Raw genomic sequence first — 26,455 nt, 5'->3', positions numbered from 1 at the left:
GCGGCGGCGCGCCGGGTCAGTCGCGGGCGATGACCCGGCTGCGCCCCCGGAACTCGGCCACCACCTCGTCGCCGCGTCGCACGGTGACGTCGTAGATGCCGCTGCGGCCGTGCCGGACCCGCTCGGTGGCGTACGCCTCCAGCACGTCGCCCTCGCGCACCGGGCGCAGGAAGCTGATCTCGCCGCCGGCGGCCACGGTGGCCGGGCCGTGGCTGTTGCAGGCCAGCGCGAACGCGGTGTCGGCGAGCAGGAAAACGAAACCGCCGTGGCCGATCGCATGGCCGTTGAGCATCGCCGGGGTGACCCGCATCCGGGCCACCGCCGCGCCGTCGCCGGCTGAGACCAGCTCGACGCCGAGCCCCTTCGAGGCCACGTCGGCGTCGAACATGTCGTGGGCCGCGGTACGCCCGCCGTGGTCCGTCATGTCAGCGCTCCCGCCGCTGGTCGACGATGCGGCGCATCTTGCCCATCGAGCGCTCCACCCCGTCCGGCTCGATCACCCGGACCGCCACGGAGACCCCGATGGTGTTCTTGACCTGCTCGACCAGGGCCGCTCCGGCCCGCTCCGCGTCGGCCACGGCGGCGTCGGCGCGGCGCTCGACGTGGACGGTGAGGGTGTCCAGCCGTCCCTGCCGGTCGAGTACGCACTGGAAGTGCGGCGACAGCGCGGGGGCGCGCAGGATCAGCTCCTCGATCTGGGTCGGGAAGACGTTCACCCCCCGGACGATCATCATGTCGTCGGTGCGCCCGGTGACCTTCTCGATCCGCCGCATGGCGCGGGCCGTGCCGGGCAGCAGCCGGGTGAGGTCGCGGGTGCGGTAGCGGATCACCGGCATGGCTTCCTTGGTCAGCGACGTGAGCACCAGTTCACCCCGCTCGCCGTCGGGCAGCACGGCACCGGTCACCGGGTCGATGATCTCCGGGTAGAAGTGGTCCTCCCACAGGTGCAGGCCGTCCTTGGTCTCCACGCACTCGACCGCCACGCCGGGGCCCATCACCTCGGACAGGCCGTAGATGTCCAGCGCGTGCAGGTCCAGCCGCTGTTCCAGCTCCCGACGCATGTCCTCGGTCCACGGCTCGGCCCCGAAGATGCCCACCCGCAGCGAGGTGGCGCGCGGGTCGACGCCCTGGCGTTCCATCTCGTCCACGATGGCCAGCATGTAGCTGGGGGTGACCATGATGACCTCCGGTTCGAGGTCACGGATCAGCATGACCTGCCGTTCGGTCATGCCGCCGGACACCGGGATGACCGTGCACCCCAGCTCCTCGGCGCCGTAGTGCGCGCCCAGGCCGCCGGTGAACAGGCCGTACCCGTACGCGACGTGCACCCGGTCGCCGCGCCGGCCGCCGGCGGCCCGGATCGAGCGCGCCATCAGCGTGGCCCAGGTGTCCAGGTCGGCGCGGGTGTAGCCGACCACGGTGGGGCGTCCGGTGGTGCCGGAGGAGGCGTGCAGCCGGGCGATCCGCTCGCGGGGCACGGCGAACATGCCGAACGGGTAGTTCTCCCGCAGCTCGGCCTTGGCGGTGAACGGGAAGCGGGCCAGGTCGCCCAGGTCGCGGACGTCGTCGGGGTGCGCGCCGGCGGCGTCGAACGCGCGCCGGTAGTGGGGCACGTGCGCGTACGCGTGCCGCAGCGAGTGGCGCAACCGGTCCAGTTGGAGCGCCCGCAGCTCGTCGACGCCGATCCGCTCGACGGGATCCAGCTCGTCCGGACGAGGGGTGCGGTCCTGCACGGTTGCCTCCTGCGCGACAGGCCCGACGCCGCCGCGCCGGGCGGGAACCCGCTCACCGTACGCCCGTACGGCCCTACCTGCCAGGTCAACGCACCTCCCCCGCCGATCTTGCGGTTGCCGCCCGCCGCCCGGACGGCCGGTACCGCAAGATCGCCGAGGAGGCGCGGGGGGTGGGATTATGCTCGGGCTGGTGGGAGCACCGTGACACGACCGCCCGAGTCCCGCGTCGATCCGGACGTCGATCTCCGGGTACCCGCCGACCGGACGGAGCTGACCGCGCACCGGGCGGCGGTGCTCGGCGTGATCGCCGCCGGCGGCGTGCTCGGCGCGCTGGCCCGCGCCGGCGCGCAGGCCGCCGCGCCGCACCCGCCCACCGGGCTCCCCTGGGCCACGTTCGGCGTCAACGTCACCGGCTGCCTGCTGATCGGCGTGCTGATGGCGGTGCTCACCGCCCGACCGGCCGGGCCGCTGGTCCGGCCGTTCCTCGGCGTCGGGGTGCTCGGCGGGTTCACCACGTTCTCCGCGTACGCGGTCGACGCGCAACGCCTGGTGACGGCCGGCACGCCGGGCACGGCGCTGGTCTACCTGGCCGCGACCGTGCTCGCCGCGCTGCTGGCGGTCGCCGCCGGGGACGTGGTGACCGGCCGGCTGCTGGCCGCCCGGCGCGGGGAGGCCCGGTGACCGTCCTGTGGATCGTGCTCGGCGCGGCGCTCGGCGCCCCGCTGCGCTACCTCACCGACCGGGCGGTGCAGGCCCGGCACGACTCGGCGTTCCCGTGGGGCACGCTGACCGTCAACGTGGCCGGCTCGCTGCTGCTCGGCGCGGTGCTGGCGGTGCCGGCCGACCCCGCGGTGACCGCGCTGGTCGGCACCGGCTTCTGCGGCGCGCTGACCACCTGGTCCACGCTCAGCTACGAGACGCTGCGGCTGGCCCGCACCGGCGCGCGTCTCCACGCGTACGCGAATGTGCTGCTCAGCGTGGTCGCCGGGCTCGGCGCGGCTTTCGTCGGGTACGCGCTGGCCGCCGTGTTCACCGGCTGACGGGGCAGCCGGTGGGGGGCGGGCGGCGATAGCATCCCGCCATGGAGCTGCGCCACCTGGCCGACCGGGTCTGGTTGTTCCCCGGTGACCCCGACCCGGGCGCGGTCCGGCCCGCCGTGGCGGTGGTCGCCGACGATCGCGGCAGCGTGCTCGTCGACGCCGGTCACAGCCCCGCGCACGCCCGGGAGATCCGGGCCGGGATCGCCGCCGCCCGCCTGCCGGAGCCCCGTTGGCTGGTCTACACCCATCACCACTGGGACCACGTCTGGGGCGCCTGCGCCTGGCCGGGCGTGGAGATCGTCGGGCACGAGGCCGGTGTCGCCCCGCTGCGCGCCGAGGCGGCCCGCCCGTGGAGCCACCGGCACCTGCGGGACCGGGTCCGCGCCGAGCCCCGGCTCGGGCCCAGCTACCGGGCCCGGGCGCTCGCCGTGGACGACTGGGACGGCTTCGCGGTGCTGCCGCCGTCCCGCACGTTCACCGACGAGCTGATGCTGCCCACCGGCGTGGTGCTGCGGCACGTCGGTGGTGGGCACGCGCCCGACTCGACGGTGGTGCTGGTGCCGGACTCCCGGGTGCTGCTGCTCGGCGACTGCTGGTACCCGCCCCCGCTGCACGAGCGCACCCCGACCGACGGGCCGGATCTGGAGCTGGCCCGCAGCCTGCTCTCCGAACACGTCGAGTGGTACGTCTCCGCGCACGACGAGCCGCTGCGCCGGGACGAGGCCCACGCCGCGCTCGGCGGGTGAGCGGGTGTCCCGCCACGCACCCGGTCAGCGCGCGTGACGTTCCGGGTGCGCCCGGTTCCAGGCCCGCATCCGCTCAGGGTAGCCGGTGCGGGCCGCCTCGTAGAGCGGCACCGCGTGCCGGCGGGCGATGGTGCCGGCGACCCGGGGCGAGCCGGTGCGGCGGCGGATCCACTCGCCGTCGTGGGCGATGGCGACCACCGTGGTGTCGGTGGCCGTGGTTTCCGGCTCCAGGTAGAACTCGACCCCGCACCGGCTGGTCACGAACGCCTCCAGCTGCGCCAGGTCCTCCCGGTTCGCCTCGCGGTCGAGCTTCGTCGGCGTTGTCGGGTCGGCGGCCCGTCGGCTGAACCAGCCCATTCCCGCCCCCTCTCCTCGGCGTCGGGTCCAGTGCAGCACGCGCGCCTGGCAGGGGCCTGGGAGCGGAGTGGGAGTCGGCTGAGCCGCGCTCAGCGGGCCGGCCGGTCGGCCCCGGCCGGCGTGCGGAGCACCGGCACCAGCGCGAGCGTGGGCAGCAGGAGCAGCGGCACCAGGCCGAGCGCGTTCAGCACGCCGAGGTGGTCGCCGAGGAAGCCGAGCAGCGGCGGCCCGGCGAGGAACGCGGTGTAGCCGATCACCGCGACCACGCTGACCCGGGCCGGGGCCTTCTCCTCGTCGTCGGCGGCGGCGCTCATCCCGACCGGGAACCCGAGCGACGCGCCGATCCCCCACAGCGCCACGCCGACCACGGCCAGCGGACCGGAGCCGGCCAGCACGGCCAGGGCGGCGCCGGCGGCGGCCAGCCCGATGGTGCCGAACAGCACCGGCACCCGTCCCCAGCGGTCGATGGCGATCGTGCCGAGGGTCCGGCCCAGCGTCATGCCGACCACGAACACCCCGAACACGGCGGCGCCGACCGCCTCGTCGACGCCGTACCCGTCGACGAACGCCACCGCCAACCAGTCGTTGGCGCTGCCCTCGGTGAACGCCATGACCAGCACCAGCAGGCCGACCAGCAGGGTGCGCGGCTCCCGCCAGGCGGCCAGCAGCGCCCGCCGCCGGGCCGCCGACTCGCCCGCGTCGGTCGACTCGGCCGGCGCGGACAGGAACGCCCGCGCGCCGAGCAGCGTGCCGGCCAGGATCAGCACCGCCAGGACCGGCAGGTGCACCTCGATCGGTACGCCGAGCCGGGCCGCTCCCGCGCCGAGCCCGGCCCCGGCCACCGAGCCGAGACTCCAGGCGGCGTGGAAGCGGGGCATGATCGTACGGCCGAGCCGCTTCTCCACCGCCGCGCCCTCGACGTTCATCGCCACGTCGCACAGGCCGGAGCCGAAGCCGAACGCGGCGATCCCGAGCCCGACGCCGACCGCCCAGCCGGCCAGGCCGGTGGTGAGACCGGCGACCGTCATGCCGAGCGCGACCAGCACGGTCGCCACCACCACCGTGCGGGCCGGGCCGATCCGCTGGGTGACCAGACCGGCGGCGGGCATGGCCAGCAGCGCGCCCACCGACATGCAGAGCAGCAGCAGGCCGAGCCGGCCCGGGCTGAATCCGAGCGCCTCCCGGACCGCCGGCACCCGGGAGAACCAGCTGGCCACCGCGAGTCCGTTGAGGGCGAAGACGACGGCGACGCCGGTGCGGGCGGCCAGCACCGGCCGGGAAGCCGGTGGCCGTGACGCGGCCGGCGCGTCGAGGGTGTTGCTCACGGTGCGGTCGTCCCTTCCCCGGATGGTCCGACGACCATCGCACACCTGAGAGCGCTACCACCACAAGCGCTCCCACCCCTTACCGTTCCCGACCCGGACCGGGCATGATGCGCATATGGGTACGCCGACCACACGACCCGCCACGCTCGACGACGTGGCCCGGGCCGCCGGGGTGTCCCGGGCCACCGCCTCCCGGGTGCTCGGTGGCTACGGGTTCGCCTCCGCGCAGGCCCGGGCCCGGGTGGGCGCCGCCGCCGACCAGCTCGGCTACGTGCCGGACGTCACCGCCCGGGCGCTGGTGCGCGGCGCCGGGGTCCGGCTGGTGGTGGCCGTGGTGGGCCGGGACGACGCGGTCTTCGACGACCCGTACGTGCACCGGGTGGTGAGCGCCGCGTCGCGGGTGTGCGCGCCGCACGGGATCGGGGTGGCGCTGGAGTGGCTGCCGCTGGACGACCCGTCCGGCCTGGGCCGGCTCGGCGCGGACCGGGGCGTCTGCGGGGTGATCCTGGTCAACACGACCCGGGCGGCGCTGGACGCGGTGCCGGCCCGGCTGCGCGGCCGGGTCGCCTCGATCGGCCAGGGGTCGGACACCGTGCCCTCGTTCGACGTGGACAACGCGGCCGGCGCCGGCGCGGTGCTGCGCCACCTGTACGCCACCGGCCGCCGCCGTATCGTCATGGTGACCGGCCTGCGCTGGTTGACCTGCGCGGAGCGGTCGGTGACCGCGTACCGGGAGCTGATGCGGGAGGCGGGGTCGCCGGAGCGGCTGGTGACCGGCGACTTCACCGCGGCCCGGGGCGGCGCGGCGGCGCTGGCGGCGCTGCGCCGGTGGCCGGACCTGGACGCGGTCTTCGCGGCCAGCGACGCCACCGCGTTCGGGGTGATCGCCGCGTTGCGCGGGCACGGCCTGCGGGTGCCGCACGACGTGGCGGTGGCCGGCTTCGACGACCTGCCGTACGCGGCGATGAGCAGCCCGGCGCTGACCACCGCGACCCACCCGGTCGACCGGATCGCCGCCGCCGCGGCCACCGCCGTGCTGACCCGGGCGCCGGTCGCGCCGAGCACCGCTTTCGCGTCGACGCTGGTGACCCGGGAGAGCGCCTGAGCGGTGGCGGTCAGCGCTCCGGCCCGGTGACCGCCGCGTCGACCCGGCCGAGCACCGTCGCGTCGTCGTCCACACCCACGCCGCGCAGCAGGTCGATGGCGGTGGCCCGGACCGGCCCGATGATCAGCGCGAGCGGCAGCGTCGGACCGGCGGCGAAGAGCCGGCCGACCGACCGCACCGCCGCCAGCGCCGCCGTGTCCGCCCGGGCGGCGTGCCCGTCGGCGACCTCCTCCTGCCCGCCCAGGTCGGCGGCGAGCGCGTCGCCGGCCGCGCGGACGGCGTCGGCCAGCGTGCGGACGGCGGCGCCCAGGTCGGTCGGGACGGGCGCGTCGCCGCGGGTGACCGTGACCGCGGCCCGGGCCAGCACGCGCACGTTGCGCACCGCGTAGTCGATCTGCCGGATCGAACCGGCCACGGAGCGCAGCCGGCCGAGGTGCCGGCGACGCCGGACATTCAGCCGGAGCGCCTCGCCGGCGGCCTGGACCGCGTCCCGCAGGCGGTCCACCCCGGCGTCGGCCTGCCGGGCCCGTTCCAGCGCGGCCAGCGCGGCCTCGTCGTCGGCGTGGTCGAGCGCGTCGGCGATCTCGTCGAGCACGCCGGCCAGCTCCGCGAACGTGTGCCGGAACTCGGCCACCAGCGGGGCGAGCGGCCGACGGGCGTCGACGAGCTGACTGGCGACCACCGCCACCGCGCCGCCGATCAGCGCGTCGACGAACCGGAACGGGATCAGCGCCTCGGTCGGCGGCGAGACCACCACCAGGTAGAGCGCGGAGACCGCGGCCTGCACCACGGTGACCGAGCTGGCCCCGACCGCCACCGCCAGCGCGACGGTGAGCAGGATGACGGTGAACACCGTCCAGGTGGTGCGGGGACCCAGCGCCTGCACCACCAGGTCGGCGACGAGCACGCCGGCGGCCACGCCGAGCACCACCTCGACCGCCCGGCGCATCCGCTGGCCCCGCGCCTGACCGAGCACGATCAGCGCGGCGGCGGGCGCGAAGAACGGCTGCGGGTGCCCGACCAACCGGGTGGCGAGCATCCAGGCGACGGTGGCGGCGAGCGTCGCCTCGACCACCGGCAACCAGCCCCGCCGCAGCCGCCCGGCCGCCGCCCGCACCGCCGCCGCGCTCCGCCGCCGGCCACCGCGTACCCCGCCCATCCCGCCTCCCGTCCCACCCGGCCCCTATCCTGCGGGACCGGCCCGCATCCCGCGTCGCGATCTTGCGGTTCCGGCCCGCGCTTCGGGTCGTTCACCCGGTTTGTCGGGGCGGAACCCGCAAGATCGACGCATCGGGTGTGGTCGACCCTGGGCGACGCGGGAGCGGCCCGGCCGGCGCGCCGGCCGGGCCGCTGGTGGTCGCGGGCATTCCGGTCTTCTGGATCACGTCGGCGGAGCCGGCGCCGGGAAAGGCGGAGTGACAACCTTTCAGGATATCGATCGCGTACGTTTTCGGGGTCGTCCGAAGGGGAGCGGGGGCCGGTAAGATCGGCGACAAATCGGCGGCTGATCGCTGACTGCCGAGCCCGCCCCGACCGCCCACACTGAACGCATGAATACGAGACTCCGCCGCAGCCGGGCATTCCGCCTCGCGGTGTGTCTCGCCCTCGTGGCGACGCTGAGCGGATGCATGCAGCTCCACCTCGGGTTGACCGTGAGCACCGACGACACGGTCTCCGGCCAGCTCCTGCTGACCGCCGAGAAGTCCGTGCTCACGCAGCGCAACCCGGACGTCGCGGCGGCCTTCGCCGAACTGCGGCAGAACATTCCCACGCTTCCCGCCGGCACGGAGAGCCGATACGAGGACGCCAACTTCTACGGCATCCAGATCACCTACCGGAAAACACCGCTGTCACAATTCACCAGCGAGAGCGTGAATCTTGTCCGGGACGGCGATCTCTATCGCTTCTCCCTTCCGCTGGACCCGAAGAAATACGGCGGAAAGGTGGCCGAACAGGATCCACGGAATCAGCAGGCCTTCATGACCTTGATGGCGTTCGAGATCTCCGTGACGTTTCCCGGTCGGGTGCTCGACAGCAACGGCACGGTCAACGGACGCTCGGTGAGCTGGAAGGTCGTCGCCAACCAGCCCAAGCCGGCCGAGTTGCGGGCCGTCGCCGAGGCGCCGCCACCGCCGGCCACCACCGCTGCCGCCGCCGTGACCGGTGACGGTTCCCTGCCCTGGCTGCCGCTGGTCGCCGGCGCGGTCGCGCTGCTGCTGGTCGTCGCCGTGGTGATCGTCCTGCTGCTGCGCCGTTCCCGGGGCGGCCCGGCGGTCCCGGCGGAAACGCCGTCCGCACCCGCCCCCGCGCCGGCCGGACCGACCGCGCCGACGCCCCCGGCCGACCGGCCGACCTGAGTCTCCCGGCCGCGCCGGCCGGCCCGGGACCTCCCGGCCGCGCCGGCCGCCCGGTTCCCACCAACCGCGCCGACGACCTCCGGGCCGACGGGCCGCGACCGACCGACCGGCGGCACCCCGCCGGTGCGCCACCACCGACCGGGGCGGGCACCCGTGACCGCCGCACCATCCCACCCGAGACCGCACCACCGCACCGTCGAAAAGGGGGATCGCCGTGAACGATCTCTTCACCTGGGCCGCCCTGGGCAGCCTCACCGGCGCCAGCGCCGCCACCCTGCTCGCCACCAACGTCATCGGCGGCCTCATCGGGCCGAGCGGCGACAAGGCGCGCAAGTGGATCGCACTGGGCTTCGCGCTCCTGCTGTCGTACCTGACCGCCGCGTTCGCCGACGCCGCCGGTCCGGAGAAGTGGATCATCGCGTTCTTCAACGGTCTGGTCGTCTTCTCCGCCGCGCTCGGCGTCAACCAGCTGCCCCCGGGCAACCGGCAGGCGACGCCCACCCAGCTCGCCCAGGGGCGCGAGCCCCGCTTCGTCCGCTCCTGGGTCTGAGAGAGGTGACCGTCATGGTCTTCGGCATCCTCAGCGCCGCCGCGCAGATCGTCTTCGGCGCGGTGCTCGGGCAGGCCGCCGCCGGCACCGTCGGCCTGCTGGTCGGCGCCGTCGTCGGGCTGCTCGTCGGCGCGCCCTTCGGCTGGGCGACCGCCTCGGCCGGCACCTACGGCGCCGACGCGAAGGGCGTCCTCCGCTTCGTGGTCGACCACACCTGGAGCCTGCTCAACACGTTCGCCGGGGCGCTCTACCTGGCCCTGCACCTGGTCGTCGGCCACCAGCTCGACCGGGCCGCCTCGGCCGGCAGCGGCCGGGTCAACGTGGTCGAGGGCGTCTCGCCCCGCTACGCCACCACCATCGGCACGGTCTGCGCCGGGTCCAGCCCCGGCATCCAACGGCACGAGGACGTGCACGTGTTCCAGGCCCGGCTGCTCGGCCCGCTCTACCTGCCACTGGTCGCGCTCAACTACGTGCTGTTCACCGTCGCCCCGGTGTGGCTGCTCTGGCACGACCACACCAACGCGCCGATCAACCGCTTCACCCGCTACTTCGAGATCGGCGTCTACCCGCACGTCTGGAACGAGGCCATCGCGTACCGGATCCAGGGGACGCCGCCGCGATGACCGGCGCCATCGAGGCGGCCGTCGCGGACGTCGCGGCCTGGCTGACCGGGACGGCGGGTGAGCCCGTCCCGGTCGGCCCGCCCCACGACGACCCGGCCGGCGGGCTCACGGTCTGGCCGCTGGAGCTGCGGCCGGCCCGGCAGACCGCGGCCGGCGGCGCGGCGCGCGAGCCGTACCGCTTCGTGGTCCGGCTGCTGGTCAGCGGCGGCGGGCCGGCGGCGGTGCCGGCGCTGGACCGGGTGCTCGCCGCCGCCACCAGCGGGACCGGCCGGGCGGAGCTGGTGCTGGCCGCCGGCGACCCGGCGCTGTGGCGGGCGTTCGGCGTGCCGCCCCGGCCGGCGCTGCTGCTCGACGTGCCGGCCCGGATCGACCGGCCGGCGCCGACCGCGCCGCCGGTGCGCCAGCCGCTGCGGCTACGGCAGCTCGGCATGCGCACGCTCGACGGCCGGGTGGTCGGGCCGCAGGACCAGCCGCTCGCCGCGATGCGGGTGGAGCTGGTCGGCACCGCGCAGGCCACCGAGACCGACACCGCCGGCCGGTTCCGGCTGGTCGGCGTGCCGCACGATCCCGACACCCCGAACCGTCCGGTACGGATCCGGCTGATCGGTCGGGGGCGCGTGCACACCGCCGAGTTCGACCCGGCCGCCGACGCCCTGATCGTCGTGCCCGCCCCCGCCTGACTCCGAGGAGGACCGATGCCCACCTACTTCTCCCCCGGCATCTACGTCGAGGAGGTGCCCTCCGGGGCCCGCCCCATCGGCCCGGTCGGCACCAGCACGGCCGCTTTCGTCGGGGTCGCGCCGGACCGCACCGCCCACGTCGACCGCCCGCTGGCGGTCAACAGCTGGACCGAGTTCCTGCGGCTCTACGCCGACGGCGAGCACCTGGAGAGCACCCCGCTGGCCCGGGCCGTCTTCGGCTTCCTGGACAACGGCGGCACCCGGTGCTGGGTGGTCAACGTCGGCGAGGGCGGCCAACTCACCGGCACCGGTGGGCGGCGCGGCGGCCTGCAACTGCTGGAGGCGATCGACGAGATCGCCATCCTGGCCGCGCCCGGCTACCACGACCCGGTGTCGCACGAGGCGCTGATCAGCACCGCCGAGCGGCTGCGCACCATGGTGGCGATCTGCGACCCGCCGCCCGAGGTCACCGACGTCTCCCGGCTCACCCGGGTCGCCACGCCCGGCAAGCCCACCACCGGCAAACCCGCCGAGGGTACGCCGAAGGACAGTGACGACGACGCGCCCGGCACCGGCGGCGACCGGCCCCGGCAGTCCGACTTCGCCACCTTCTACTTCCCCTGGATCCGGGTCCGCGACCCGCTCGGCGGCGACCTGGTGCTCACCCCGCCGAGCGGGCACGTGGCCGGCATCTGGGCCCGCACGGACGCGCTGCGCGGCGTGCACAAGGCGCCGGCCAACGAGCCGGTACGCGGCGCGGTGGACCTGGCGTACCGGGTGACCCGGCCGGAGCACGACGTGCTCAACCCCAAGGGCGTCAACGTGATCCGGTTCTTCGCCGGCGAGGGCATCCGCCTCTGGGGCGCCCGTACGCTCGCCGCCGAGGCCAGCGAGTGGCGCTACCTGAACGTGCGGCGGCTCGCCATCTCCATCGAGCAGGCCATCGCCAACGGCACCCGGTGGATGGTGTTCGAGCCGAACGACTTCACGCTGTGGCGCTCCATCCGGCGCGACATCGGCGCGTTCCTGACCCGGGTGTGGCGTGACGGCGCGCTGCTCGGCCGCACGCCGGAGGAGGCGTTCTTCGTCAAGTGCGACGAGGAGACCAACTCGGCCGACGTGCGCGACGCCGGGATGGTGGTGGCGCACATCGGCATCGCGGTGGTCAAGCCCGCCGAGTTCGTGGTGTTCAAGCTGAGCCAGTGGGCCGGCGGCACCGAGACCGAGACGATCGGAGGCTGACATGCCGACCACGGCCACCCCGCAGCCGGGCGCGCCCGTCGACCCGTACCGGGCGTACCACTTCAAGCTGCTCATCAACGGCATCACCAACGGGCACTTCACCGAGGTCAGCGGCTTCGAGGTGGCGATACCGTCGCTGGCGTACCGGGAGGCCGGCAACGAGCGCATCCGCGCCGTCCCCGGGCAGGTCGAGTACGCCCCGGTGACGCTCCACTTCGGCCTGACCAACGCCCGGGAGCTGTGGGACTGGGTGAACGCGGCGGCGAAGGGCACGGTCAACCGGCGCAACGTCTCCGTGGTGCTGCTCGACCCGGCCGGCACCGCCGAGGTGCTGCGTTGGAACATGATCAACGCCTGGCCGACCCGGTGGCGGGGCGCCCACCTGAACACCCTCTCCCAGGAGATCGCCATCGAGGCGCTGACCCTGGCGTACGAGGGCCTGGAGCTGGAGTCCGGCAGTGCGACCGCCCCGGCGACCGCGTGACCGGCTGGCCCGCGCGCTGCGGGCCACCGCCGACCGCCTCACGGACCCGCCGCCCGCCGCCCGCCGGGCGCCCACCGTGCCGTCGGCGGCCCTGCCGTCGCGCCGCCCCGGCGAGCCGCCCGAGCACTGGCTCCGCCTGGTGGCCGCCCACGCCCCCGGCCTTCTCCGGGACCTCCCCCACCCCGCGCCCCCCGGCGATGATCAAGGAGTTGGCGTCGGTTCCGACCGCGCGACCGACCCGAACTCCTTGATCACCGACCGTGCCGCGTGGGCCGGGACGGGGTGGGGCCGGGTGTGGCGGGGGTGGCGGGGGTGGCGGGCACGCCTGACCGGCGGCGTCGACTCCCGGCGGCTCGGCTCGGCGGGATCTCGGTACGAAATGGCCCCCCTGCGGGCCGCTTCCTACCAAGATCTTCAGGGCCTCTCGAATGTTGGGACGGGCATCCCGTCCCGTGGCAGCACGGGGGGCGGTGGACGGTGGCCCCACGGCTTACCTTTCGCGGCGGACATCGGCTCCGACACGGACGGCGAGACGGCGTGGACCGACCGGGAGTCGTACCCCGCTCCGAGTGAGGCGAACGCCGGACCGGGCCGGGAGCCGACGGGCCGGGGTCCGGCCGGCACGCAACCGACGGGCCGGGGCTTGCCGCCGGCCTGGGCCGACCCGACCCGGGCCGCGTCCCGGGCCACGTCCGGGGCGGTGTCCTCCGGCCTCACGGCGGATGCCGGATCCCGCGCTGCCGGATTCCGCGCTGCCGGATTCCGCGCTGCCGGATTCCGCGCTGCCGGATTCCGCGCTGCCGGATTCCGCGCTGCCGGATTCCGGGCTACCGGGTCAGCCGCACCTGACGCGGCGGCTTCCGGAGCCTCAGCGGCATTCGGCGGCGGCGCCCCGACACGTCCCGGCACACCGAGGCGCGACGATGCCGCACAATCGGCCGCCACCGGATGGCCGGGTGACACCGGATGGCCGGGTGACACCGGATGGCCGGGTGACACCGCAGGCTCGGCCGGCGCACCGGAACGGAGCAGCGCGCCGGGACACGCCACATCGAGCAACGGCGGCACGCCCGGTCACGACGGCATCCCCGGGTCGAGCGCCGCAGCCGGGTCGGCCCGCGCGGCCGGGTCGACCGGGGCCGACCGGTCGGGGCGGCGAGCACGGCGTGCGGGATGGCCCGACCAGGACACGGACCGGGTGGACGGACCCGGTGGGAGCGGGCCGGACTGGTCGCGGGCGCCGGGCCGACACGCGGCGGCCGGCTCCCGTCGTGGCGGCCGGGAGCCGGGCGACGCCACCGCCGGACCCGCGGAGGCGGCGCGTCCGCTCTCCCGCACACCGCAGAGATCGGTCGACGGGCCCGACCCGGTACGCGGCGGCGGGTATCCGGTGCCGCTGTCGTGGCGGGGACCGCACCCGGCGACGGGGCCGACGGCGCACGACGCGGACCTGCGCCGTCCGGTCGACCCGTGGCCGGCCCTGCCGGACGGGACCGGCGCGGGCCGGGCCGGCGCGGGGCGACCGTCCGGGGTGGGGCGGCCGGCCGGTGCGAGCGGGACGACCGAAGCGGGCACGGCACACCGGAGCCCGTGGCCGGCGCTGCCGGACGAGCCGTCGCCCCGGGCGTCGGCCGCGCGGGGCGCCCTGTTCCGGGACGCCCGGCTGGACCGGGAACAGGCGGGTGGCTGATGGAGCGCGTCGCCTTCCTCGTGGACGAGTCCGGCACCCGGGTCGACTGCCTGCTCAACCCGGAGAGCGTGCAGGTCACCCGGCTGGCCGGGGTACGCCCGCGCGGCGGGCCGGACGGGTCGCTCACCGGCGCCGGCCTGGCCGACGACCCGCTCGTCTTCACCGGCGGCGGGCGCACCGAGCTGGTGCTGGACCTGCTCTTCGACATCGACTTCGTGGAGTCCCCGGCCCGTCCCGACGACGTCCGCGCGCTGACCCGCCCGCTGTGGATGCTCGCCGAGAACTCGGCGGTCGAGCACGGCTGGCCGCGCCCGCCGCTGGTCCGGCTGGTCTGGGGCAAGACCTGGAACGTGCCGGGCGTGATCGCGGCGATCGCGGAACGCTTCGACGCGTTCACGCTCACCGGCACGCCCCGGCGGTCCTGGCTGCGGCTGCGGCTGGTCCGGGTGGCGGAGAGCGCCGAGGCGGCCCAGGCCGGCTTCGAGGCGGAGCTGGCCGCCGCGAGCACCCCGACCGTGACGCCCGGGTCGGCGGTGGTGGCCGCCGCGGACGGCGCGGCCGAGCCGGGCTGGTCGGGGGTGCGCTTCGACCTGCTCGCCCACGACGCGTTGGGTTCCCCGCTGCGGTGGCGGCTGCTCGCCGAACACAACCGGATCACCGACCCGCTCACGGTGCCGGCCGGCACCGTGCTGGCGGTGCCGGCGGGCGGCGTCACCGCGCCGCCGCCGGACGCCACCACGACGGGAGGTGCGCCGTGACCGGGCCCGGCGCGACCACCCCGGGGGCATGCCACGCCACGACCGGGAGCGTGCGGTGAGCCGGGCGGCGGCGGTGAGCGTGGACGGCCGGCCGCTGGCCGACCCGGCGCGGCTGCGCGGGGTCCGGGTCGCCGCCCGGCTGGACCGGCCGACGCAGTGCGAGCTGGTGCTGGCCACCGCGCCCGGCGCGGGCGCCCTCGACCCACCGGTACGCCCCGGCGCGACGCTCGACGTCCGCCTCGACGGCCACCCGGACGCGTTGTTCACCGGCGAGGTGACCGCCGTCGAGGTGGAGTACGCGGGCGACGGCGCCGCGTTGCTGCGGATCCGGGCGTACGACCCGCTGCACCGGCTGCGCAAACGGCAGGAGCTGCGGGTGTTCGAGTCGGTGACGGCCGCCGAGCTGGCCGGGGCGCTGTGCGCGGGGCTGGGACTGGAGGTGGTCGCCGAGGCCGACGGGCCGCGCCTGGACCGGCTGCTCCAGCACCGGCACACCGACCTGGAGCTGCTGTGCGAGGTGGCCGGGCGGGCCGGCCTGCATCTGGGCGTGGACGGCGACCGGCTGCGGCTGCTCACCCTCGACGGCCACGGCGAGCCGGTGCCGCTGACGCTCGGCGGGACCGTGCACGCGCTGCGGATCACCGAGAACCTGGACCGGGCCGGCGCGGAGTGTGCGGCGCTGGGCTGGCACCCGCAGCGCGCCGAGCCGCTCGGGCAGCGGGCCGGCGAGGCGCGCAGCGGGCGGCGGATCCCGCTGCGCCCGGAGCCGGGCGACGTCGGCGCGGGCGGGGTGCGTACCGCGGTGGACCAGCCGGGGCGCAGCGACGACGAGTTGGCCGCGCTGGCCCAGGCCGGGTTGGACGCGCGGGTCGCCGCGCTGGTCACGGTCGAGGGCACGGCCGAGGGCGACCCGGCGTTGCGGCCGGGCCGCCGGATCGCGCTGGCCGGCGTCCCGGAGCCGGTGGCCGGCGTGTACGTGCTGACCGAGGTGGTGCACACGGTGGACGCGGACGGGCACCTGACCCGGTTCTCCACCGTCCCGCCCGAGCCGCCGCCGGTCGCGACGCCGCCGGCGGCGACCGTCACGCTCGGCACGGTCACCGCCGTCGACGATCCGGACGGGCTGGGCCGGGCCCGGGTGACGCTGCCCGCGTACGGGGACCTGGACGCCGGCTGGCTCGCCGTGCTGTGTCCGGGCGCCGGCCGGGGCAAGGGGATCGTCGCGCTGCCCGACCCGGAGGACACCGTGCTGGTGGCGTTGCCGGGCGGCGAGCCGGCCTCGGGCGTGGTGCTCGGCTCGCTGTTCGGCGCGGTCGAGCCGTACGACGCGGGGATCGTCTCCGGCCGGTCCCGCCGCTGGTCGATGCGGACCGGCACCGGCCAGTCCATCGTGATCGACGACGACGGGCGCACGCTGCGGCTGGCCACCGACGCGGGCAGCTTCATCGAGCTGCGTCCCGAGCTGACCACCGTGCACGCCGCCGGTGACCTGGTGCTCTCCGCGCCGGGCCGGGCGATGGTGGTGCGCGCGAGGACCGTCGACTTCCTGCACGCCCCGGCGGTCGAGGACGCCGAGACCGCCGCCGCCCAGGCCCGTACGCTCGCCCGCGCCTCCGGAGGTGGCTGATGCGCTGGATCCACCGCGACTCGCTGATCACCTGCGGCCACGACGGGCGGGTGGCGAACCGCCCGTCGCAGCACTGGGTCACCGTGCGGGGCGTGCCGGTGCTGGTGCGGCCCGACCCGGAGGGGCGCGGCGTCACCGCCTGCCCGAACTACGGCCCGACGGTCAAACCGTGCCTGCACACGATGACCGTGACCGTGGGCTACAGCGCCTGGGTGCGGGTGGACCGGCAGCCGGTGGTGCTGTCGCACCTGGACGGCCTCACCGACGGCACGCCGCCGGGGACCGTGCACCACCAGGTCCGCGACCCGCGGCAGATGTTCCTGGGGGCGGACCGGTGAGGGCGTTCCGGTTCGTCGGCGCCGGCTTCGACGCCGGCCGCGCCGGCGGCCTCGCGTTGACCGCGGCCGGCGGGCTCGCCATGACCGAGGGCGACGAGGCGGTACGCCAGGCGCTGTGCCTGCTGCTGTCCACCACGCCGGGTGAGCGGCTGATGCGTCCCGGGTACGGGTCGCGGCTGCACCGGCTGGTCTTCGCGCCGAACGACGACACCACCGCCGGCCTGGCCATCCACTATGTCCGGCAGGCGATCCGGCGCTGGGAGCCGCGGGTGGAGGTGCTCGACGTGGACGCCGGCCCGGACCGGGACGACCCGTGGCGCCTGGTGATCCGGTTGGACTACCGGGTGCGGGCCAGCCTCTCCCCCGGCCAGCTCGTGTTCTCCGTCGACCTGCTGCCGCCCGACGACGAGCCCGGCGACGACCCGGGCGACCGGCCCGCCGGCCGGCCCGGTGAGGAGATCACGCCATGACGCTGCCGGTGCCGCACCTGGACGACCGCGCCTTCCTCGACCTGGTCACCGAGGCCCGGGAACGGATCCGCCGCTCCTGCCCGGACTGGACCGACCTGTCCGCGCACGACCCGGGGATGGCGTTGCTGGAGGCGTTCGCCTACCTGACCGAGGTGATGATCTACCGGCTGAACCAGTTGCCGGAGAAGGCGTACGTGGCGTTCCTGAACCTGCTCGGCGCGACCCGGCACCCGCCGGCGGCGGCCTGGGCGGACGTGCGCCTCACCCGCACCGGCCCCGATCGCGGCCCGGTGCGGGTGCCGGCCGGCACCCGGGTCGCCGCCGCCCGCGGCGCCGACCCCCGGCCGGTCGTCTTCGTGACCACCGAACCGGCCCTGCTGCCCGCCGGCGAGACCGAGGTGACGGTATGCGTGCACCACTGCGAGCCGGTCGAGGCCGAGCTGCTGGGCACCGGCACCGGCCAACCGGGGCAGGCGTTCCGGGCCGCCCGCGCGCCGCTGACCCGCACCACCGAGGCGCTGGACCTGCTGCTCGGCGTGGAGGTGCCGGCCGGCTCGGTGGAGCTGGGCGCCGCGGCGCGCGAGCACGAGGGGCGCACGTACGAGATCTGGCGGCCGGTGGACAGCTTCGCCGGCGTCGGCCCGCAGGCCAAGGTCTACCTGGTCGACCGCGCCTGCGGGGTGGTCACGTTCGCCCCCGCGCTGGACCTGCGCCCGGAGGCCGGAGAGCCGGCCGGGGCGGACGCCGCAGGTCCGGCCGGCCCGGCCGTCGAGGGGGCGGCCGGGGCGGCGACGGCGGTGGCCGAGGTGACCACGGTGGCGGCGGTGCCGCCGGCCGGGCGGCAGGTGCGGCTCTGGTACCGGTGCGGCGGCGGGCCGGCCGGGAACGTGGCCGCCGGCGTGCTGACCAGCCTGCGCGACCCGCTGCCGGGGCTGCGGGTGACGAACCCGCTCCCGGCCACCGGCGGCCGGGAGCTGGAGGCGCTGGAGTCGGTGCTGGCCCGCGGGCCGTACGAGTTCTTCGCCCAGCAGCGCGCGGTCACCGCACGCGACTTCGAGGTCCTCGCCACCGGCTCCGGCGCGGTGGCACGGGCGCGGGCGTTCACCCGGGCCGCCGTCTACAGCTTCGCCCGGCCGGGCGAGGTGGAGGTGGTGCTGGTGCCGTACGTGCCGGCGGCGGCCCGCCCCGGCGGCCGGCTGCCGGTGGCGGTGCTGCGCGAGCACGAGGTGGAGGAGGCACGCCGCCGGGTCGAGGCCGACCTGGAGCGCCGCCGCGCGCTGGGCACGGCGGTGCGGGCCGGCTGGGCCCGCTACAAGGCGGTCTCGGTCCGGGCCCGGGTGGTGGTGCGCCGCGAGGAGGACGTCGACGCGGTCCGCCGCCGCATCCACGACCGGCTGCACCAGACGCTCAGCCCGCTGCCGACGCCGCTCAACCCGACCGGCTGGGCGTTCGGCGAGCCGCTGCGCGCGTCGAACGTCTACCGGATGCTGGAGCACGCCGAGCCGGGCGTGCGGTACGTCGAGTCGGTGCGGTTCGTGGTCGACGAGGCGCCGGACGCGCAGGTCCGGACCGTCGCGGTGGACCGGTACCAGCCGGACACCTGGTACGCCGGGCGTGGGCCGGTGCTGTTCCGCTCGACCGACGCGGGCGCGGGCTGGGAGCCGGCCGGCCGGTTCGACGACGAGACGGTGGTCCGGGTGGCGCCCGCGCCCGCCCCGGTCCGCCCCGGCGTGGTGCCCCGGGCCGGTTCGGTGGCGGTGGTGACCGCCCGCGACGCCGGTGGCTCCCGGGTGCGGCTGAGCACCGACCTGGGCGAGACGTGGACGCTGCTCACCGACCTCGACTCCGGCGTGCGGGACCTGGCCTGGATCGACCGGGACGGCTCCGGCGCGCTGCTGCTGGCCACCGACGCCGGCCTGTACGAGGTGCCGCTGCTGCCCGGCGCGGTGCCGTTGCAGATCCTGGTCGACCCGGCCGACGCCGACCGCGGCTTCTACGCGGTGAGCTCGTTCGTCTCCGAGCGCGGCGCGCCCGGCGTGGCGGTCGCCGCGCAGGCCGGCTTCGGCGTCTACCTGTCCGTCGCGGCCGGCCGCCCCGGCACGTTCACCCACGTCGGCCTGGCCAACGTGGACAACCGGGTGCTGGCCGTGCAGTACGACGGCCCGGCCACGCTGCTGTGGTGCGGCGCGGGCGAGCCCGACCCGAAGAAGCCCGGCCAGGGCGCCCACCGCACCCGGCTGTTCGAGTCCGACGTGCAGTGGCAGTCGATGTCCGCCGGTTGGATCGGCGGCACCTGCCGGGACCTGGCGTTCAGCGGTCCGATGGCGTTGGCGGCCACGCAGAGCGGCGGCGTGGTGCGGCTGGACACCCTCGCCGGGCAGCCGCAGTGGCGGCCGGTGATGGTCAACTGCGGGCTGCCGCTGCGGGACCGGACCCGGTTCTCGCCGGTGGACGCCATCGCCGCCACCGCGCCGGCCGACCCGTCCGGCGCCGGGCGGCTGGTCCTGGCCGGCGGTGAGCGCGGCGTGTACCGCAGCGGCGACGGCGAGGACTGGGTGGCCAGCGCCAACCAGTCCACCGCCGACGTGGTCACCGTTCCCGGCACCTGGCTGCTCTGCTCCGGCGAGCACGACATCGAGGTGGTGCGGCAGGATGCGCCGAACGGCGATTGAGCGGCTGCTGCCGGCCGCGTACCAGCGGGCCGCCGGCCCGGGCAGCGTGCTGGGCGCGCTGCTGGACGTGATGGAGGCGCTGCACGCCCCGGACGAGGCGGTGCTCGCCGACGTCGACGCGCTGTTCGGGCCGTACCGGACGCCGGACGGGTTCGTGGCGTACCTGACCCGCTGGGTGGCGATGGATCACGTGGTCGCCGCGCCGCGCGTCGACGCGCCGCTGCCGCTGCCGCTGGGCCGGCTGCGGGACCTGGTCGCGCACGGCGCGCTGCTGGCCCGCTGGCGGGGCACCCCGTACGGGATGCGCACCGCGCTGGAGCTGGCCACCGGGGTGACCGGGTTCGTGCTGGACGAGCCGGCGGACCGGCCGTTCCACCTGGTGGTGCGGGTGCCGACGGCCGCCGCGGACCGGCTGGCGCTGATCGGCCGGATCGTCGAGGCGGAGAAACCGGCCGCGGTCACCGTCGAGGTGGTCGGCCCCGCCGACGACCCACCCCCGCCCGGGCCGGTACGCGCGGCCGGCCGGGCGCACGTGCCCCCACCCCCGCCCCACGAGCCGCCCGAGGAGCCGTCATGACCACCGAATGGACAGTCGTCGCCGCCGCCGGACAGTTCACCCTGGACGCCCGCAACGCCGGGGAGCTGACCTTCACCGTGTCGAACCCGGGACCGGCGCCGGACACCGTGGTGTTCGACGTGGCGCCCGGCGAGGGCAGCCAGCGGGCCTGGTTCACGGTGACCGAGCCGCAGCGGGTGGTGCCCGGCCAGGGATCGGTGTCGGTGCTGGTCCGGCTCGCGGTGCCGCCCGGCACCCCGCCCCGGCGGTACGACATGACCGGGTTCGCGTACTCGGCGAACACCGCCCCGGAGGAGAGTTCCCGGTCCAGCGGCCGGGTGACGTACGACGTGCGGGCGGTCGCGCCGCCGAAGCGTACGCCGTGGCCGTGGTTGGCCGCCGCGGCGGTGCTGCTGCTGGTGGTGACCGGCGTGGCGGTCTGGCTGGTGACCCGCCCGGAACAGACGTCGCCGCCGCGGCCGGCGGCGGTGACCGTGGAGGCGGAGACGCTGGTGGCCGCCGCCGAGGTCCGGTCCACCACCGCCGCGAAGGCCGAGGTGGTGGCGCAGGAGAACTGCTGCGACGTGACGTGGTCCGGCGACGCGCAACTGTTCTTTCTGGGCCGGGCGGTCGGCGACCGGGTGACCGTGCCGGTGGACCTGCCGGCGGACGGCACCTGGCGGTTCTCCACGGTGCGCACCACCTCGTTCGACTACGCGAACACCATCTGGCTGGTCGACGGCCGGCAGGTGGGTGACACGTTCCTCGGCTTCACGCCGACCGTGGTGCGCACCGACGACGTGGAGGTGGGCACGCTGGAGCTGACCCGGGGCACGCACCGGCTGACGCTGGTGGCGGTGAGCCGGACCCAGGGCACCGACCGCTACTTCGCCGGCGTCGACCAGATCCGGTTCACCCCGGTCGGCCGAGCATGAGCGGTCGGCAGAAGCTGCTGGTGGTCGCGCTGGCCGGGCTGCTGGTGGTGCTCTACGTGGTGGCGGTGGCCGGGCGGCCCGACGGCCCCGGTGACCCGGCTGCCGGGGCGGGACCACTGGCCCGGCTGGGACGCGGCGCCGGCACGGTGGACCCGGCGACGGTGGGCGTGGCGTGCGGGCCGCCGGCCACCGACCCGACCACCACCGCCGACGGGGTGGTGGTCGCGTTCGGCGCCACCTGCCGGCTGCGCGTCGCCGACCCGGGCGCGCTGCGCACGCTGGTGCTGCGCGGCGCGACGCCGTTCGAGGTGACCGCCCGCGCGCCCGGCGACGCGGACGTCACGGTCACCGACGAGGTCACGCCGGGGCCGGACGGCGCGACGGTGGCGACGGTGGCGGTGGACCGGGAGACCGAGGTGCTCCTGCGGTGCCCGGGAGGTGGCGGGTGCACGGTCACGCTCGCCCGGTCCTGACCGGGCCCGACCGCCGGGAGGCGCGACATGGGTGAGCTGCGGAAGCCGTTCCTGCTGCTGGCGCTGCTGGCGGTGGCGCTGGTGGTGGGCGTGGAGCTGGGCGCGGCGGCGCTGACCGGCGGCGGGGACGCGGGCGCCGCGCTGCGGGACAGCGCCGGCGGGCTCGGCGTCGAGCTGGGCGACGTCGGCGCGGTGGCCGAGCCGTCCGGCCGGGGCACCGGCTACCTGGCGCTGATCGACGTGGTGGCGCTCTGGACCACCGGGCTGTTCGCGCTGAGCCTGGTGCTGCCCGACCGGGTCCAGGGCCGGGTGCAGGGCGCGGCCACGCTGGTCTTCTCGGTGGTGCTGCTGGTGGTGTCGCTGGTGCTGCTGGTCGTCGCGTTCGTCGAGCTGACGGTGATGGTCTCGCTGTTCCTGGCGGTCCCGTTCGGCACGCTGGCGTACCTCGCGGTGTGGGGGTTCTTCCCGGTCGGCGACGCGGCCGTGCTGCTCGGGCTGGCGCTGCTGCTCAAGCTGGTCTGGGCCGGGCTGCTGCTGGCCGCACAGCCGCGCTTCCTGCGCAACAGGGGGCTGGTGCTGCTGGCGTCGACCACGCTGCTGTGCACCGTGGTGTTGCAGTTCCTGCACGGCCTGGTGCCGGTGATCCTGGTCAGCGTCGTCGACGACCTGGGCGCGGTGGTCTTCGCGGTGGTGGCGGTCATCTGGGCGCTGGTGCTGCTGGTCGGCTCGATCCCGGCGATCGTCAAGGCGGTGCGGACCACCGTGACGACGTCCGGCCGCACCGTCAGCTGACCGGGTCGCCGGTGGCGAGCGCGGCCAGGCGTGGGAGCTGCGCCGGGTCGGTGAGCGCCGAGCCGACCGCCACCACGCGTACGCCGGCGGCCAGGAAGTCGCCCGCGTTGCCGGCGTCGATGCCGCCGGTGGCCACGAACCGCGCCTCCGGCAGCGGCCCGGCGACCGCCCGGAACCAGGCCGGGCCGAGGCTGACCGCCGGAAACGCCTTGAGCCAGACCAGGCCGTGGTCGAGCGCCCGCTGCGCCTCGGTCGGGGTGGCCACGCCGGGCAGGTGCGGGATGCCGTAGCCGCGCGCCGTGTCCGCGACGGTCAGGTCCAGGCCGGGGGCGACGGTGAACGCCGCCCCGGCGCTCATCGCCTGGCGGACCTGGGCCGGGGTGCGGACCGTGCCGGCGCCGACGAGCCGGTCCCGGCGCCGTCCGGCGGTGACCGCGGCGCGCAGCGCGGGCACCGCCCCCGGGGTACGGATCGGGACCTCCACCACGCCGATGCCGAGATCCCAGGCCAGCTCCGCGAGCCGGACCGTCTCCTCCGGCGGCAGGTCGCGCAGGATCACCATGACCCGCCCGTCGCCGAACAGCGGTGCGAAGTCGTGCTCGATCATGTGCCGCTCCCTTCGTCGCGGCGCCTCGCCGGCACCGCCCAGTCCCGGTCCGTCAACGCCAGCGCCCGGGCGATCCCGGCCGGATCGGGCGGCGGCGCGGTGTCGCCCGACGCGGCCAGCACCGGCGCGGCGGTGAGATGACCCAACCGCAGGCAGGCGCGCAGGTCGAGATCGCGCAGCAGCCCGGCGAGGAAGCCGGCGGCGAACGCGTCCCCGGCGCCGACCGGCTCCACCACGTCCACCGGGGGCGTCGGCACGAAGACCGCCGGCCCGGTACGCGGCAGCGCGGTCGCGCCGACCGGCCCGTCCTTGACCACCACCAACTCCGGTCCGGGCAGCAGGTCGCGGACGGCGGCCGGGTCGGCGCTGCCCCAGAGCGTCGCCGCCTCGTCCAGCCCGACGAGCACCACGTCGGCGCGGTCGGCCAGGTCCCGCAGCACCGGGGCGGCCCGGTCGGCGGGCCAGAGCGCGGGGCGGTGGTTCACGTCGAACGTGGTCCGGGCGCCGGGCAGCGCCCGCCCGGTCAGCGCGTACGCGAGCAGCTCCCGGCAGGAGTCGGAGAGCGCGGCGGTGATCCCGGACAGGTGCAGCAGCCGCACCCCGGCCAGCCGCGGGTCGGTCAGGTCCGGCACGCCGAGCCGGCTCGCCGCGGATCCGGCGCGGTGGTAGTGGACCCGGGTGCCGGCCGGGCCAGGGTCCTTGAGGTAGACGCCGGTCGGCGCGGCCGGGTCGACGGTGACCGCGCGGACGTCCACCCCGGCGGCGGCGATCTCGGCGACCACCCGGCGGCCGAACGGGTCGTCGCCGACCCGGCTGACCCAGGCGGCGCGGTGGCCGAGCCGGGCCAGTCCCATGGCCACGTTGGACTCCGCGCCGCCGACGCCGACCGCCAGCCGGTCGGCGTGCTCCAGCGGCCCGCCGTCGTCGGGCGCGAGCACCACCATGGTCTCCCCCACGCAGGCGACCTCCGGTCCGCTCACGGCACGGCCTCCAGCCGCCGCTCGACCTCGGCCCGGTCCAGGTGGCCGTCGACGACGAGCACCCGGTGCCGGTTGCGGCGGGGTCGGTCGGCGGCGACCACCGCCGGCCGGTCGAACGCGTACGCGACGCAGACGCCCGGGTACATCGCGGTACGGACGAACCACCTGTCGCCCGGCCCCAGCCCGCTGAACACCAGCGTGTACGCGCCGCCGCCCGGCGCGGTGCCGGACAGCGCCAGCCAGGGCGCGGCCGAGCCGTTGACCGCCTCCTCGCCGGCCGCGTCCGCGGTGCACACCCGGGGTTCCGGGCCGCCGGCCGCCCGCCAGAAGAAGCCGCCGTAGCCGGCGCCGCCGGGGCGGCCGTTGGTGGCCGGGCTGCCCAGGTGGACGTCGGCGCCGGTGGCGGACGTGAGGGTGGCGGACAGGTCGAGCCACCAGGCGTCGTCCCCGGCCGGCGCGGCGGTGAGCCGGCGGTGCTCGCGCAGCAGCGTCCGGCCGTCGGCGTCCCGCCAGTCGAGGTCGTGGTCGAGCCGGTCGGCGGTCCGGTCCCGCCAGCCGGTGTGGGCGATGACGCCGTGGTCGTCGCGCCAGGTGTAGCCGGTGCCGCGCACGTACGTCCGGCCGCCCCAGAGGTTGGCGCCGGCCACGTCCTGCACGGCGAGGGACGCGCCGAGGTGCCACACGTGGTCGGCCGGGAGCGCGTCGGTGACCGGGGTGCCGGCGCGGGTCCGCACCGGGTGCAGGTAGGGCCGGGGGCCGTGGCGCGGGTCGAGGTCGGGGCGGACCACGTAGCGGGCCACCTCGACCCCGGCCACGACCAGGCGCTCCTCGCCGGGCTCGGCGTCGACGGCGGGTCCCGCCGCGGCGGCGTGGGGGCCGGCGGTCACGACGCCGCCGGCCCGAGCGTGGCGGGACGGGCGTCCGGCGGTTCCGGCGCACGCGCCCGGCGTCGGGCGTCCACCGCGTGCAGCGCGGCGAGGGCGTACCCGCCGAGGATCGGCACCGCCACCGGGGTGACCAGCGCGGCGAGCAGCGCGGCGAGCCCGCCGATCCCGGCCGCGGCGGCCCAGGCGCCGGGGTGCCGCGCGCAGGTGCGCGCCGTCGACCGGGCGGCGGGTCGCCAGCCCCGGCCCCCGGTGCGTCCGACCGCGACGGCGACCAGGCCGGCGTACCCGAGCAGCGCCGCGACCACGACGGCGGTGACCGCCAGGGCGGGCCCGCCGCCGGGCACCCGGCCGGTGGCCAGCGCCAGCAGGTCGACGGCGAGCAGCGCGGCGACCGCGAGCACGACGGCGCTGACCGCCGTGCCGGCGGGTACCGCGCGGCCGAACCGGGTCAGGTTGGTCCGGGCCGGCGGCCAGCTCCCGGTGACGGCCCGGTCGTGCAGCGCGGCGGAGGCGGTGGCGACGGCCGGGGCGAGCGTGAGCACCGGCAGCGACGCCACCGCCACGGCGAGGCCGAGCAGCGCCAGGTCGGCCGCCTCGGCCACGGTGTCCCGCCAGTCCCGGCGGGGGGCCTCGGCGTTCATCCCTTCAGCCCGCTGGTGTTGATGCCCTCGACCAGCATCCGCTGGAACGCGAGGAAGAACAGGAACACCGGCAGCAGGGACAGCACCGACATGGCGAACATCGGGCCGACCGCGCTCTGGCTGGTCGAGTCGATGAACAGGGTCAGCGCCACCGGGACGGTGTAGTCCTCCAGCGTGGACAGGTAGACCAGTTGCCGGAAGAAGTCGTTCCAGGTCCAGATGAACGAGAAGATCGCGGTGGTGACCAGCGCGGGGCGGCTCAGCGGCAGGATCACGTGCCGGAAGACGCCGTACGGCGACGCGCCGTCGATCTTGGCGGCCTCGTCCAGCTCGCGGGGGATGCCGCGCATGAACTGCACCATGAGGAAGACGAAGAACGCCTCGGTGGCCAGGAAGTGCGGGATGAGCAGCGGCAGGTACGGCCAGTCGCCGCCGACCAGGCCGAGGCTGCGGAACAGGATGTACTGCGGCACGATCAGCACGTGCCCGGGCAGCAGCAGGGTGCCGATCATGACGGTGAACCACGCCTTGCGCAGCCGGAACCGCAACCGCCCCAGGGCGTACGCGGCCAGCAGGCAGGACAGCGCGTTGCCGACCACGGTGAGCAGACTGACCAAGGCGCTGTTCAGGAAGAACCGGCCGAAGCTGACGTCGAAGTTCGTCCAGCCCTCGGCGTAGTTGCCGGGGGTGAACTCCTCCGGCAACAGGCCGATGTTGTTGACGATCTCGGCCGGTGACTTGACCGAGGTGCCGAGCATCCAGATCAGCGGATAGAGCACCACCGCCA

General features: G+C 76.2%; 30 protein-coding genes. 20 read left to right on the top strand and 10 right to left on the bottom strand.

Annotated elements, in window-relative coordinates; genetic code table 11:
• Window positions 1-16: 16 nt before the first annotated feature.
• Together paaI and paaK are read right to left on the bottom strand one after the other, a co-directional pair.
• Window positions 17-424, bottom strand: a complete 408-nt coding sequence (gene paaI / locus VKK44_RS11820) for a hydroxyphenylacetyl-CoA thioesterase PaaI (RefSeq protein WP_343446970.1) — start codon at window positions 422-424, stop codon at window positions 17-19.
• A gap of 1 nt (window position 425) precedes the next feature.
• The gene (paaK, locus tag VKK44_RS11815) at window positions 426-1,733 is read right to left on the bottom strand and encodes a phenylacetate--CoA ligase PaaK (RefSeq protein WP_343446969.1); all 1,308 of its coding nucleotides are present in this window, start codon (window positions 1,731-1,733) and stop codon (window positions 426-428) included.
• 201 nt (window positions 1,734-1,934) lie between these two features.
• On the opposite strand from paaK, the gene VKK44_RS11810 reads away from it, so the two are divergent.
• Genes VKK44_RS11810 through VKK44_RS11800 form a run of 3 tightly spaced genes read left to right on the top strand, consistent with a single transcriptional unit; the run spans window position 1,935 to window position 3,519 of the window.
• Window positions 1,935-2,414, top strand: a complete 480-nt coding sequence (locus tag VKK44_RS11810; RefSeq protein ID WP_343446968.1) for a FluC/FEX family fluoride channel — start codon at window positions 1,935-1,937, stop codon at window positions 2,412-2,414.
• Window positions 2,411-2,773 carry a fluoride efflux transporter CrcB gene (gene crcB / locus VKK44_RS11805; RefSeq protein WP_343446967.1) on the top strand — a complete coding sequence of 121 codons (363 nt, stop codon included), beginning with the start codon at window positions 2,411-2,413 and terminating at the stop codon, window positions 2,771-2,773. The genes VKK44_RS11810 and crcB overlap by 4 nt, the downstream gene beginning before the upstream one ends.
• A 41-nt stretch (window positions 2,774-2,814) precedes the next feature.
• Window positions 2,815-3,519: an MBL fold metallo-hydrolase gene (locus tag VKK44_RS11800; RefSeq protein WP_343446966.1), complete on the top strand. Its 705-nt coding sequence runs from the start codon at window positions 2,815-2,817 to the stop codon at window positions 3,517-3,519.
• Window positions 3,520-3,543: 24 nt separating this feature from the next.
• Here VKK44_RS11800 and VKK44_RS11795 read toward each other — a convergent pair whose 3' ends face one another.
• Both VKK44_RS11795 and VKK44_RS11790 read right to left on the bottom strand, forming a co-directional pair.
• The gene (locus tag VKK44_RS11795; RefSeq protein ID WP_343446965.1) at window positions 3,544-3,876 is read right to left on the bottom strand and encodes a hypothetical protein; all 333 of its coding nucleotides are present in this window, start codon (window positions 3,874-3,876) and stop codon (window positions 3,544-3,546) included.
• A gap of 89 nt (window positions 3,877-3,965) precedes the next feature.
• Window positions 3,966-5,201, bottom strand: a complete 1,236-nt coding sequence (locus tag VKK44_RS11790; protein WP_343446964.1) for an MFS transporter — start codon at window positions 5,199-5,201, stop codon at window positions 3,966-3,968.
• 115 nt (window positions 5,202-5,316) lie between these two features.
• On the opposite strand from VKK44_RS11790, the gene VKK44_RS11785 reads away from it, so the two are divergent.
• Entirely contained in the window at window positions 5,317-6,306 is a 990-nt protein-coding gene (locus VKK44_RS11785; protein ID WP_343446963.1) for a LacI family DNA-binding transcriptional regulator, read from the top strand.
• Window positions 6,307-6,316: 10 nt separating this feature from the next.
• Here the strand turns inward: VKK44_RS11785 and VKK44_RS11780 are convergent, their stop codons facing one another.
• A complete protein-coding gene (locus tag VKK44_RS11780; RefSeq protein WP_343446962.1) occupies window positions 6,317-7,465 on the bottom strand; it encodes an FUSC family protein in 1,149 nt (382 codons plus the stop codon).
• 391 nt (window positions 7,466-7,856) lie between these two features.
• Here VKK44_RS11780 and VKK44_RS11775 point away from each other — a divergent pair, with 391 nt between their 5' ends.
• From VKK44_RS11775 to VKK44_RS11700, 16 genes are all read left to right on the top strand, one after another.
• Complete coding sequence (locus tag VKK44_RS11775) at window positions 7,857-8,663, top strand: LppM family (lipo)protein (RefSeq protein ID WP_343446961.1); 807 nt, start codon at window positions 7,857-7,859, stop codon at window positions 8,661-8,663.
• 214 nt (window positions 8,664-8,877) lie between these two features.
• Window positions 8,878-9,213: a hypothetical protein gene (locus VKK44_RS11770; RefSeq protein WP_343446960.1), complete on the top strand. Its 336-nt coding sequence runs from the start codon at window positions 8,878-8,880 to the stop codon at window positions 9,211-9,213.
• A 14-nt stretch (window positions 9,214-9,227) separates the two neighbouring features.
• Window positions 9,228-9,836, top strand: a complete 609-nt coding sequence (locus tag VKK44_RS11765; RefSeq protein ID WP_343446959.1) for a glycine zipper family protein — start codon at window positions 9,228-9,230, stop codon at window positions 9,834-9,836.
• On the top strand, window positions 9,833-10,516 hold the full coding sequence (locus VKK44_RS11760; protein WP_343446958.1) for a peptidase associated/transthyretin-like domain-containing protein: 684 nt from the start codon (window positions 9,833-9,835) through the stop codon (window positions 10,514-10,516). The genes VKK44_RS11765 and VKK44_RS11760 overlap by 4 nt, the downstream gene beginning before the upstream one ends.
• A 15-nt stretch (window positions 10,517-10,531) precedes the next feature.
• On the top strand, window positions 10,532-11,758 hold the full coding sequence (locus VKK44_RS11755; protein ID WP_343446957.1) for a phage tail sheath family protein: 1,227 nt from the start codon (window positions 10,532-10,534) through the stop codon (window positions 11,756-11,758).
• 1 nt (window position 11,759) lies between these two features.
• On the top strand, window positions 11,760-12,242 hold the full coding sequence (locus VKK44_RS11750) for a phage tail protein (RefSeq protein ID WP_281941795.1): 483 nt from the start codon (window positions 11,760-11,762) through the stop codon (window positions 12,240-12,242).
• Between the two features lie 1,198 nt (window positions 12,243-13,440).
• Window positions 13,441-13,932 (top strand): hypothetical protein, encoded by a 492-nt coding sequence (locus VKK44_RS11745; RefSeq protein ID WP_343446956.1) that lies wholly within the window; start codon window positions 13,441-13,443, stop codon window positions 13,930-13,932.
• Window positions 13,932-14,690 (top strand): CIS tube protein, encoded by a 759-nt coding sequence (locus tag VKK44_RS11740; RefSeq protein WP_343446955.1) that lies wholly within the window; start codon window positions 13,932-13,934, stop codon window positions 14,688-14,690. Before VKK44_RS11745 ends, VKK44_RS11740 begins: the two co-directional genes overlap by 1 nt.
• Before the next feature lie 28 nt (window positions 14,691-14,718).
• Window positions 14,719-16,317 (top strand): phage baseplate assembly protein V, encoded by a 1,599-nt coding sequence (locus VKK44_RS11735; RefSeq protein ID WP_343446953.1) that lies wholly within the window; start codon window positions 14,719-14,721, stop codon window positions 16,315-16,317.
• Complete coding sequence (locus VKK44_RS11730; RefSeq protein ID WP_343446952.1) at window positions 16,317-16,655, top strand: hypothetical protein; 339 nt, start codon at window positions 16,317-16,319, stop codon at window positions 16,653-16,655. Before VKK44_RS11735 ends, VKK44_RS11730 begins: the two co-directional genes overlap by 1 nt.
• Window positions 16,652-17,125: a GPW/gp25 family protein gene (locus VKK44_RS11725; protein WP_343446951.1), complete on the top strand. Its 474-nt coding sequence runs from the start codon at window positions 16,652-16,654 to the stop codon at window positions 17,123-17,125. The genes VKK44_RS11730 and VKK44_RS11725 overlap by 4 nt, the downstream gene beginning before the upstream one ends.
• A complete protein-coding gene (locus VKK44_RS11720) occupies window positions 17,122-19,797 on the top strand; it encodes a putative baseplate assembly protein (protein ID WP_343446950.1) in 2,676 nt (891 codons plus the stop codon). Before VKK44_RS11725 ends, VKK44_RS11720 begins: the two co-directional genes overlap by 4 nt.
• Window positions 19,778-20,374 carry a phage tail protein gene (locus tag VKK44_RS11715; protein ID WP_343446949.1) on the top strand — a complete coding sequence of 199 codons (597 nt, stop codon included), beginning with the start codon at window positions 19,778-19,780 and terminating at the stop codon, window positions 20,372-20,374. Before VKK44_RS11720 ends, VKK44_RS11715 begins: the two co-directional genes overlap by 20 nt.
• A complete protein-coding gene (locus VKK44_RS11710) occupies window positions 20,371-21,288 on the top strand; it encodes a hypothetical protein (RefSeq protein ID WP_343446948.1) in 918 nt (305 codons plus the stop codon). The genes VKK44_RS11715 and VKK44_RS11710 overlap by 4 nt, the downstream gene beginning before the upstream one ends.
• Window positions 21,285-21,761: a hypothetical protein gene (locus tag VKK44_RS11705; RefSeq protein ID WP_343446947.1), complete on the top strand. Its 477-nt coding sequence runs from the start codon at window positions 21,285-21,287 to the stop codon at window positions 21,759-21,761. The genes VKK44_RS11710 and VKK44_RS11705 overlap by 4 nt, the downstream gene beginning before the upstream one ends.
• A gap of 27 nt (window positions 21,762-21,788) precedes the next feature.
• Window positions 21,789-22,553 carry a hypothetical protein gene (locus VKK44_RS11700; protein WP_343446946.1) on the top strand — a complete coding sequence of 255 codons (765 nt, stop codon included), beginning with the start codon at window positions 21,789-21,791 and terminating at the stop codon, window positions 22,551-22,553.
• Here the strand turns inward: VKK44_RS11700 and VKK44_RS11695 are convergent.
• The 5 genes from VKK44_RS11695 to VKK44_RS11675 are packed head-to-tail and all read right to left on the bottom strand — an operon-like array spanning window position 22,546 to window position 26,426.
• Window positions 22,546-23,160: a bifunctional 4-hydroxy-2-oxoglutarate aldolase/2-dehydro-3-deoxy-phosphogluconate aldolase gene (locus VKK44_RS11695; protein WP_343446945.1), complete on the bottom strand. Its 615-nt coding sequence runs from the start codon at window positions 23,158-23,160 to the stop codon at window positions 22,546-22,548. The genes VKK44_RS11700 and VKK44_RS11695 overlap by 8 nt on opposite strands.
• Entirely contained in the window at window positions 23,157-24,140 is a 984-nt protein-coding gene (locus tag VKK44_RS11690) for a sugar kinase (RefSeq protein ID WP_343446944.1), read from the bottom strand. The genes VKK44_RS11695 and VKK44_RS11690 overlap by 4 nt, the downstream gene beginning before the upstream one ends.
• The gene (locus tag VKK44_RS11685) at window positions 24,137-25,027 is read right to left on the bottom strand and encodes a DUF6807 domain-containing protein (RefSeq protein WP_343446943.1); all 891 of its coding nucleotides are present in this window, start codon (window positions 25,025-25,027) and stop codon (window positions 24,137-24,139) included. Before VKK44_RS11685 ends, VKK44_RS11690 begins: the two co-directional genes overlap by 4 nt.
• Entirely contained in the window at window positions 25,024-25,668 is a 645-nt protein-coding gene (locus VKK44_RS11680; protein ID WP_343446942.1) for a hypothetical protein, read from the bottom strand. Before VKK44_RS11680 ends, VKK44_RS11685 begins: the two co-directional genes overlap by 4 nt.
• Window positions 25,665-26,426 carry a carbohydrate ABC transporter permease gene (locus VKK44_RS11675; protein ID WP_458351661.1) on the bottom strand — a complete coding sequence of 254 codons (762 nt, stop codon included), beginning with the start codon at window positions 26,424-26,426 and terminating at the stop codon, window positions 25,665-25,667. Before VKK44_RS11675 ends, VKK44_RS11680 begins: the two co-directional genes overlap by 4 nt.
• Window positions 26,427-26,455 lie beyond the last annotated feature (29 nt).

The sequence above is a fragment of the Micromonospora sp. DSM 45708 genome (assembly GCF_039566955.1).
GTDB lineage: Bacteria > Actinomycetota > Actinomycetes > Mycobacteriales > Micromonosporaceae > Micromonospora.
The sequence above is the reverse complement of the archived record's forward strand: the minus strand, read 5'-3'. Positions and strand labels throughout refer to the sequence as shown.

What these genes read in the sequence shown, in the direction of transcription:
- VKK44_RS11680 (WP_343446942.1), bottom strand. Translation starts at nt 25,668, where the DNA reads ATGAACGCCGAGGCCCCCCGCCGGGACTGGCGGGACACCGTGGCCGAG.
- VKK44_RS11700 (WP_343446946.1), top strand. Translation starts at nt 21,789, where the DNA reads ATGGGTGAGCTGCGGAAGCCGTTCCTGCTGCTGGCGCTGCTGGCGGTG.
- VKK44_RS11795 (WP_343446965.1), bottom strand. Translation starts at nt 3,876, where the DNA reads ATGGGCTGGTTCAGCCGACGGGCCGCCGACCCGACAACGCCGACGAAG.
- VKK44_RS11750 (WP_281941795.1), top strand. Translation starts at nt 11,760, where the DNA reads ATGCCGACCACGGCCACCCCGCAGCCGGGCGCGCCCGTCGACCCGTAC.
- VKK44_RS11735 (WP_343446953.1), top strand. Translation starts at nt 14,719, where the DNA reads ATGCCACGCCACGACCGGGAGCGTGCGGTGAGCCGGGCGGCGGCGGTG.
- paaI (WP_343446970.1), bottom strand. Translation starts at nt 424, where the DNA reads ATGACGGACCACGGCGGGCGTACCGCGGCCCACGACATGTTCGACGCC.
- VKK44_RS11715 (WP_343446949.1), top strand. Translation starts at nt 19,778, where the DNA reads ATGCGCCGAACGGCGATTGAGCGGCTGCTGCCGGCCGCGTACCAGCGG.
- VKK44_RS11720 (WP_343446950.1), top strand. Translation starts at nt 17,122, where the DNA reads ATGACGCTGCCGGTGCCGCACCTGGACGACCGCGCCTTCCTCGACCTG.
- VKK44_RS11785 (WP_343446963.1), top strand. Translation starts at nt 5,317, where the DNA reads ATGGGTACGCCGACCACACGACCCGCCACGCTCGACGACGTGGCCCGG.
- VKK44_RS11765 (WP_343446959.1), top strand. Translation starts at nt 9,228, where the DNA reads ATGGTCTTCGGCATCCTCAGCGCCGCCGCGCAGATCGTCTTCGGCGCG.
- VKK44_RS11695 (WP_343446945.1), bottom strand. Translation starts at nt 23,160, where the DNA reads ATGATCGAGCACGACTTCGCACCGCTGTTCGGCGACGGGCGGGTCATG.
- VKK44_RS11705 (WP_343446947.1), top strand. Translation starts at nt 21,285, where the DNA reads ATGAGCGGTCGGCAGAAGCTGCTGGTGGTCGCGCTGGCCGGGCTGCTG.
- VKK44_RS11780 (WP_343446962.1), bottom strand. Translation starts at nt 7,465, where the DNA reads ATGGGCGGGGTACGCGGTGGCCGGCGGCGGAGCGCGGCGGCGGTGCGG.
- VKK44_RS11760 (WP_343446958.1), top strand. Translation starts at nt 9,833, where the DNA reads ATGACCGGCGCCATCGAGGCGGCCGTCGCGGACGTCGCGGCCTGGCTG.
- VKK44_RS11675 (WP_458351661.1), bottom strand. Translation starts at nt 26,426, where the DNA reads ATGCTCGGCACCTCGGTCAAGTCACCGGCCGAGATCGTCAACAACATC.
- VKK44_RS11730 (WP_343446952.1), top strand. Translation starts at nt 16,317, where the DNA reads ATGCGCTGGATCCACCGCGACTCGCTGATCACCTGCGGCCACGACGGG.
- VKK44_RS11755 (WP_343446957.1), top strand. Translation starts at nt 10,532, where the DNA reads ATGCCCACCTACTTCTCCCCCGGCATCTACGTCGAGGAGGTGCCCTCC.
- VKK44_RS11740 (WP_343446955.1), top strand. Translation starts at nt 13,932, where the DNA reads ATGGAGCGCGTCGCCTTCCTCGTGGACGAGTCCGGCACCCGGGTCGAC.
- VKK44_RS11775 (WP_343446961.1), top strand. Translation starts at nt 7,857, where the DNA reads ATGAATACGAGACTCCGCCGCAGCCGGGCATTCCGCCTCGCGGTGTGT.
- VKK44_RS11800 (WP_343446966.1), top strand. Translation starts at nt 2,815, where the DNA reads ATGGAGCTGCGCCACCTGGCCGACCGGGTCTGGTTGTTCCCCGGTGAC.
- VKK44_RS11710 (WP_343446948.1), top strand. Translation starts at nt 20,371, where the DNA reads ATGACCACCGAATGGACAGTCGTCGCCGCCGCCGGACAGTTCACCCTG.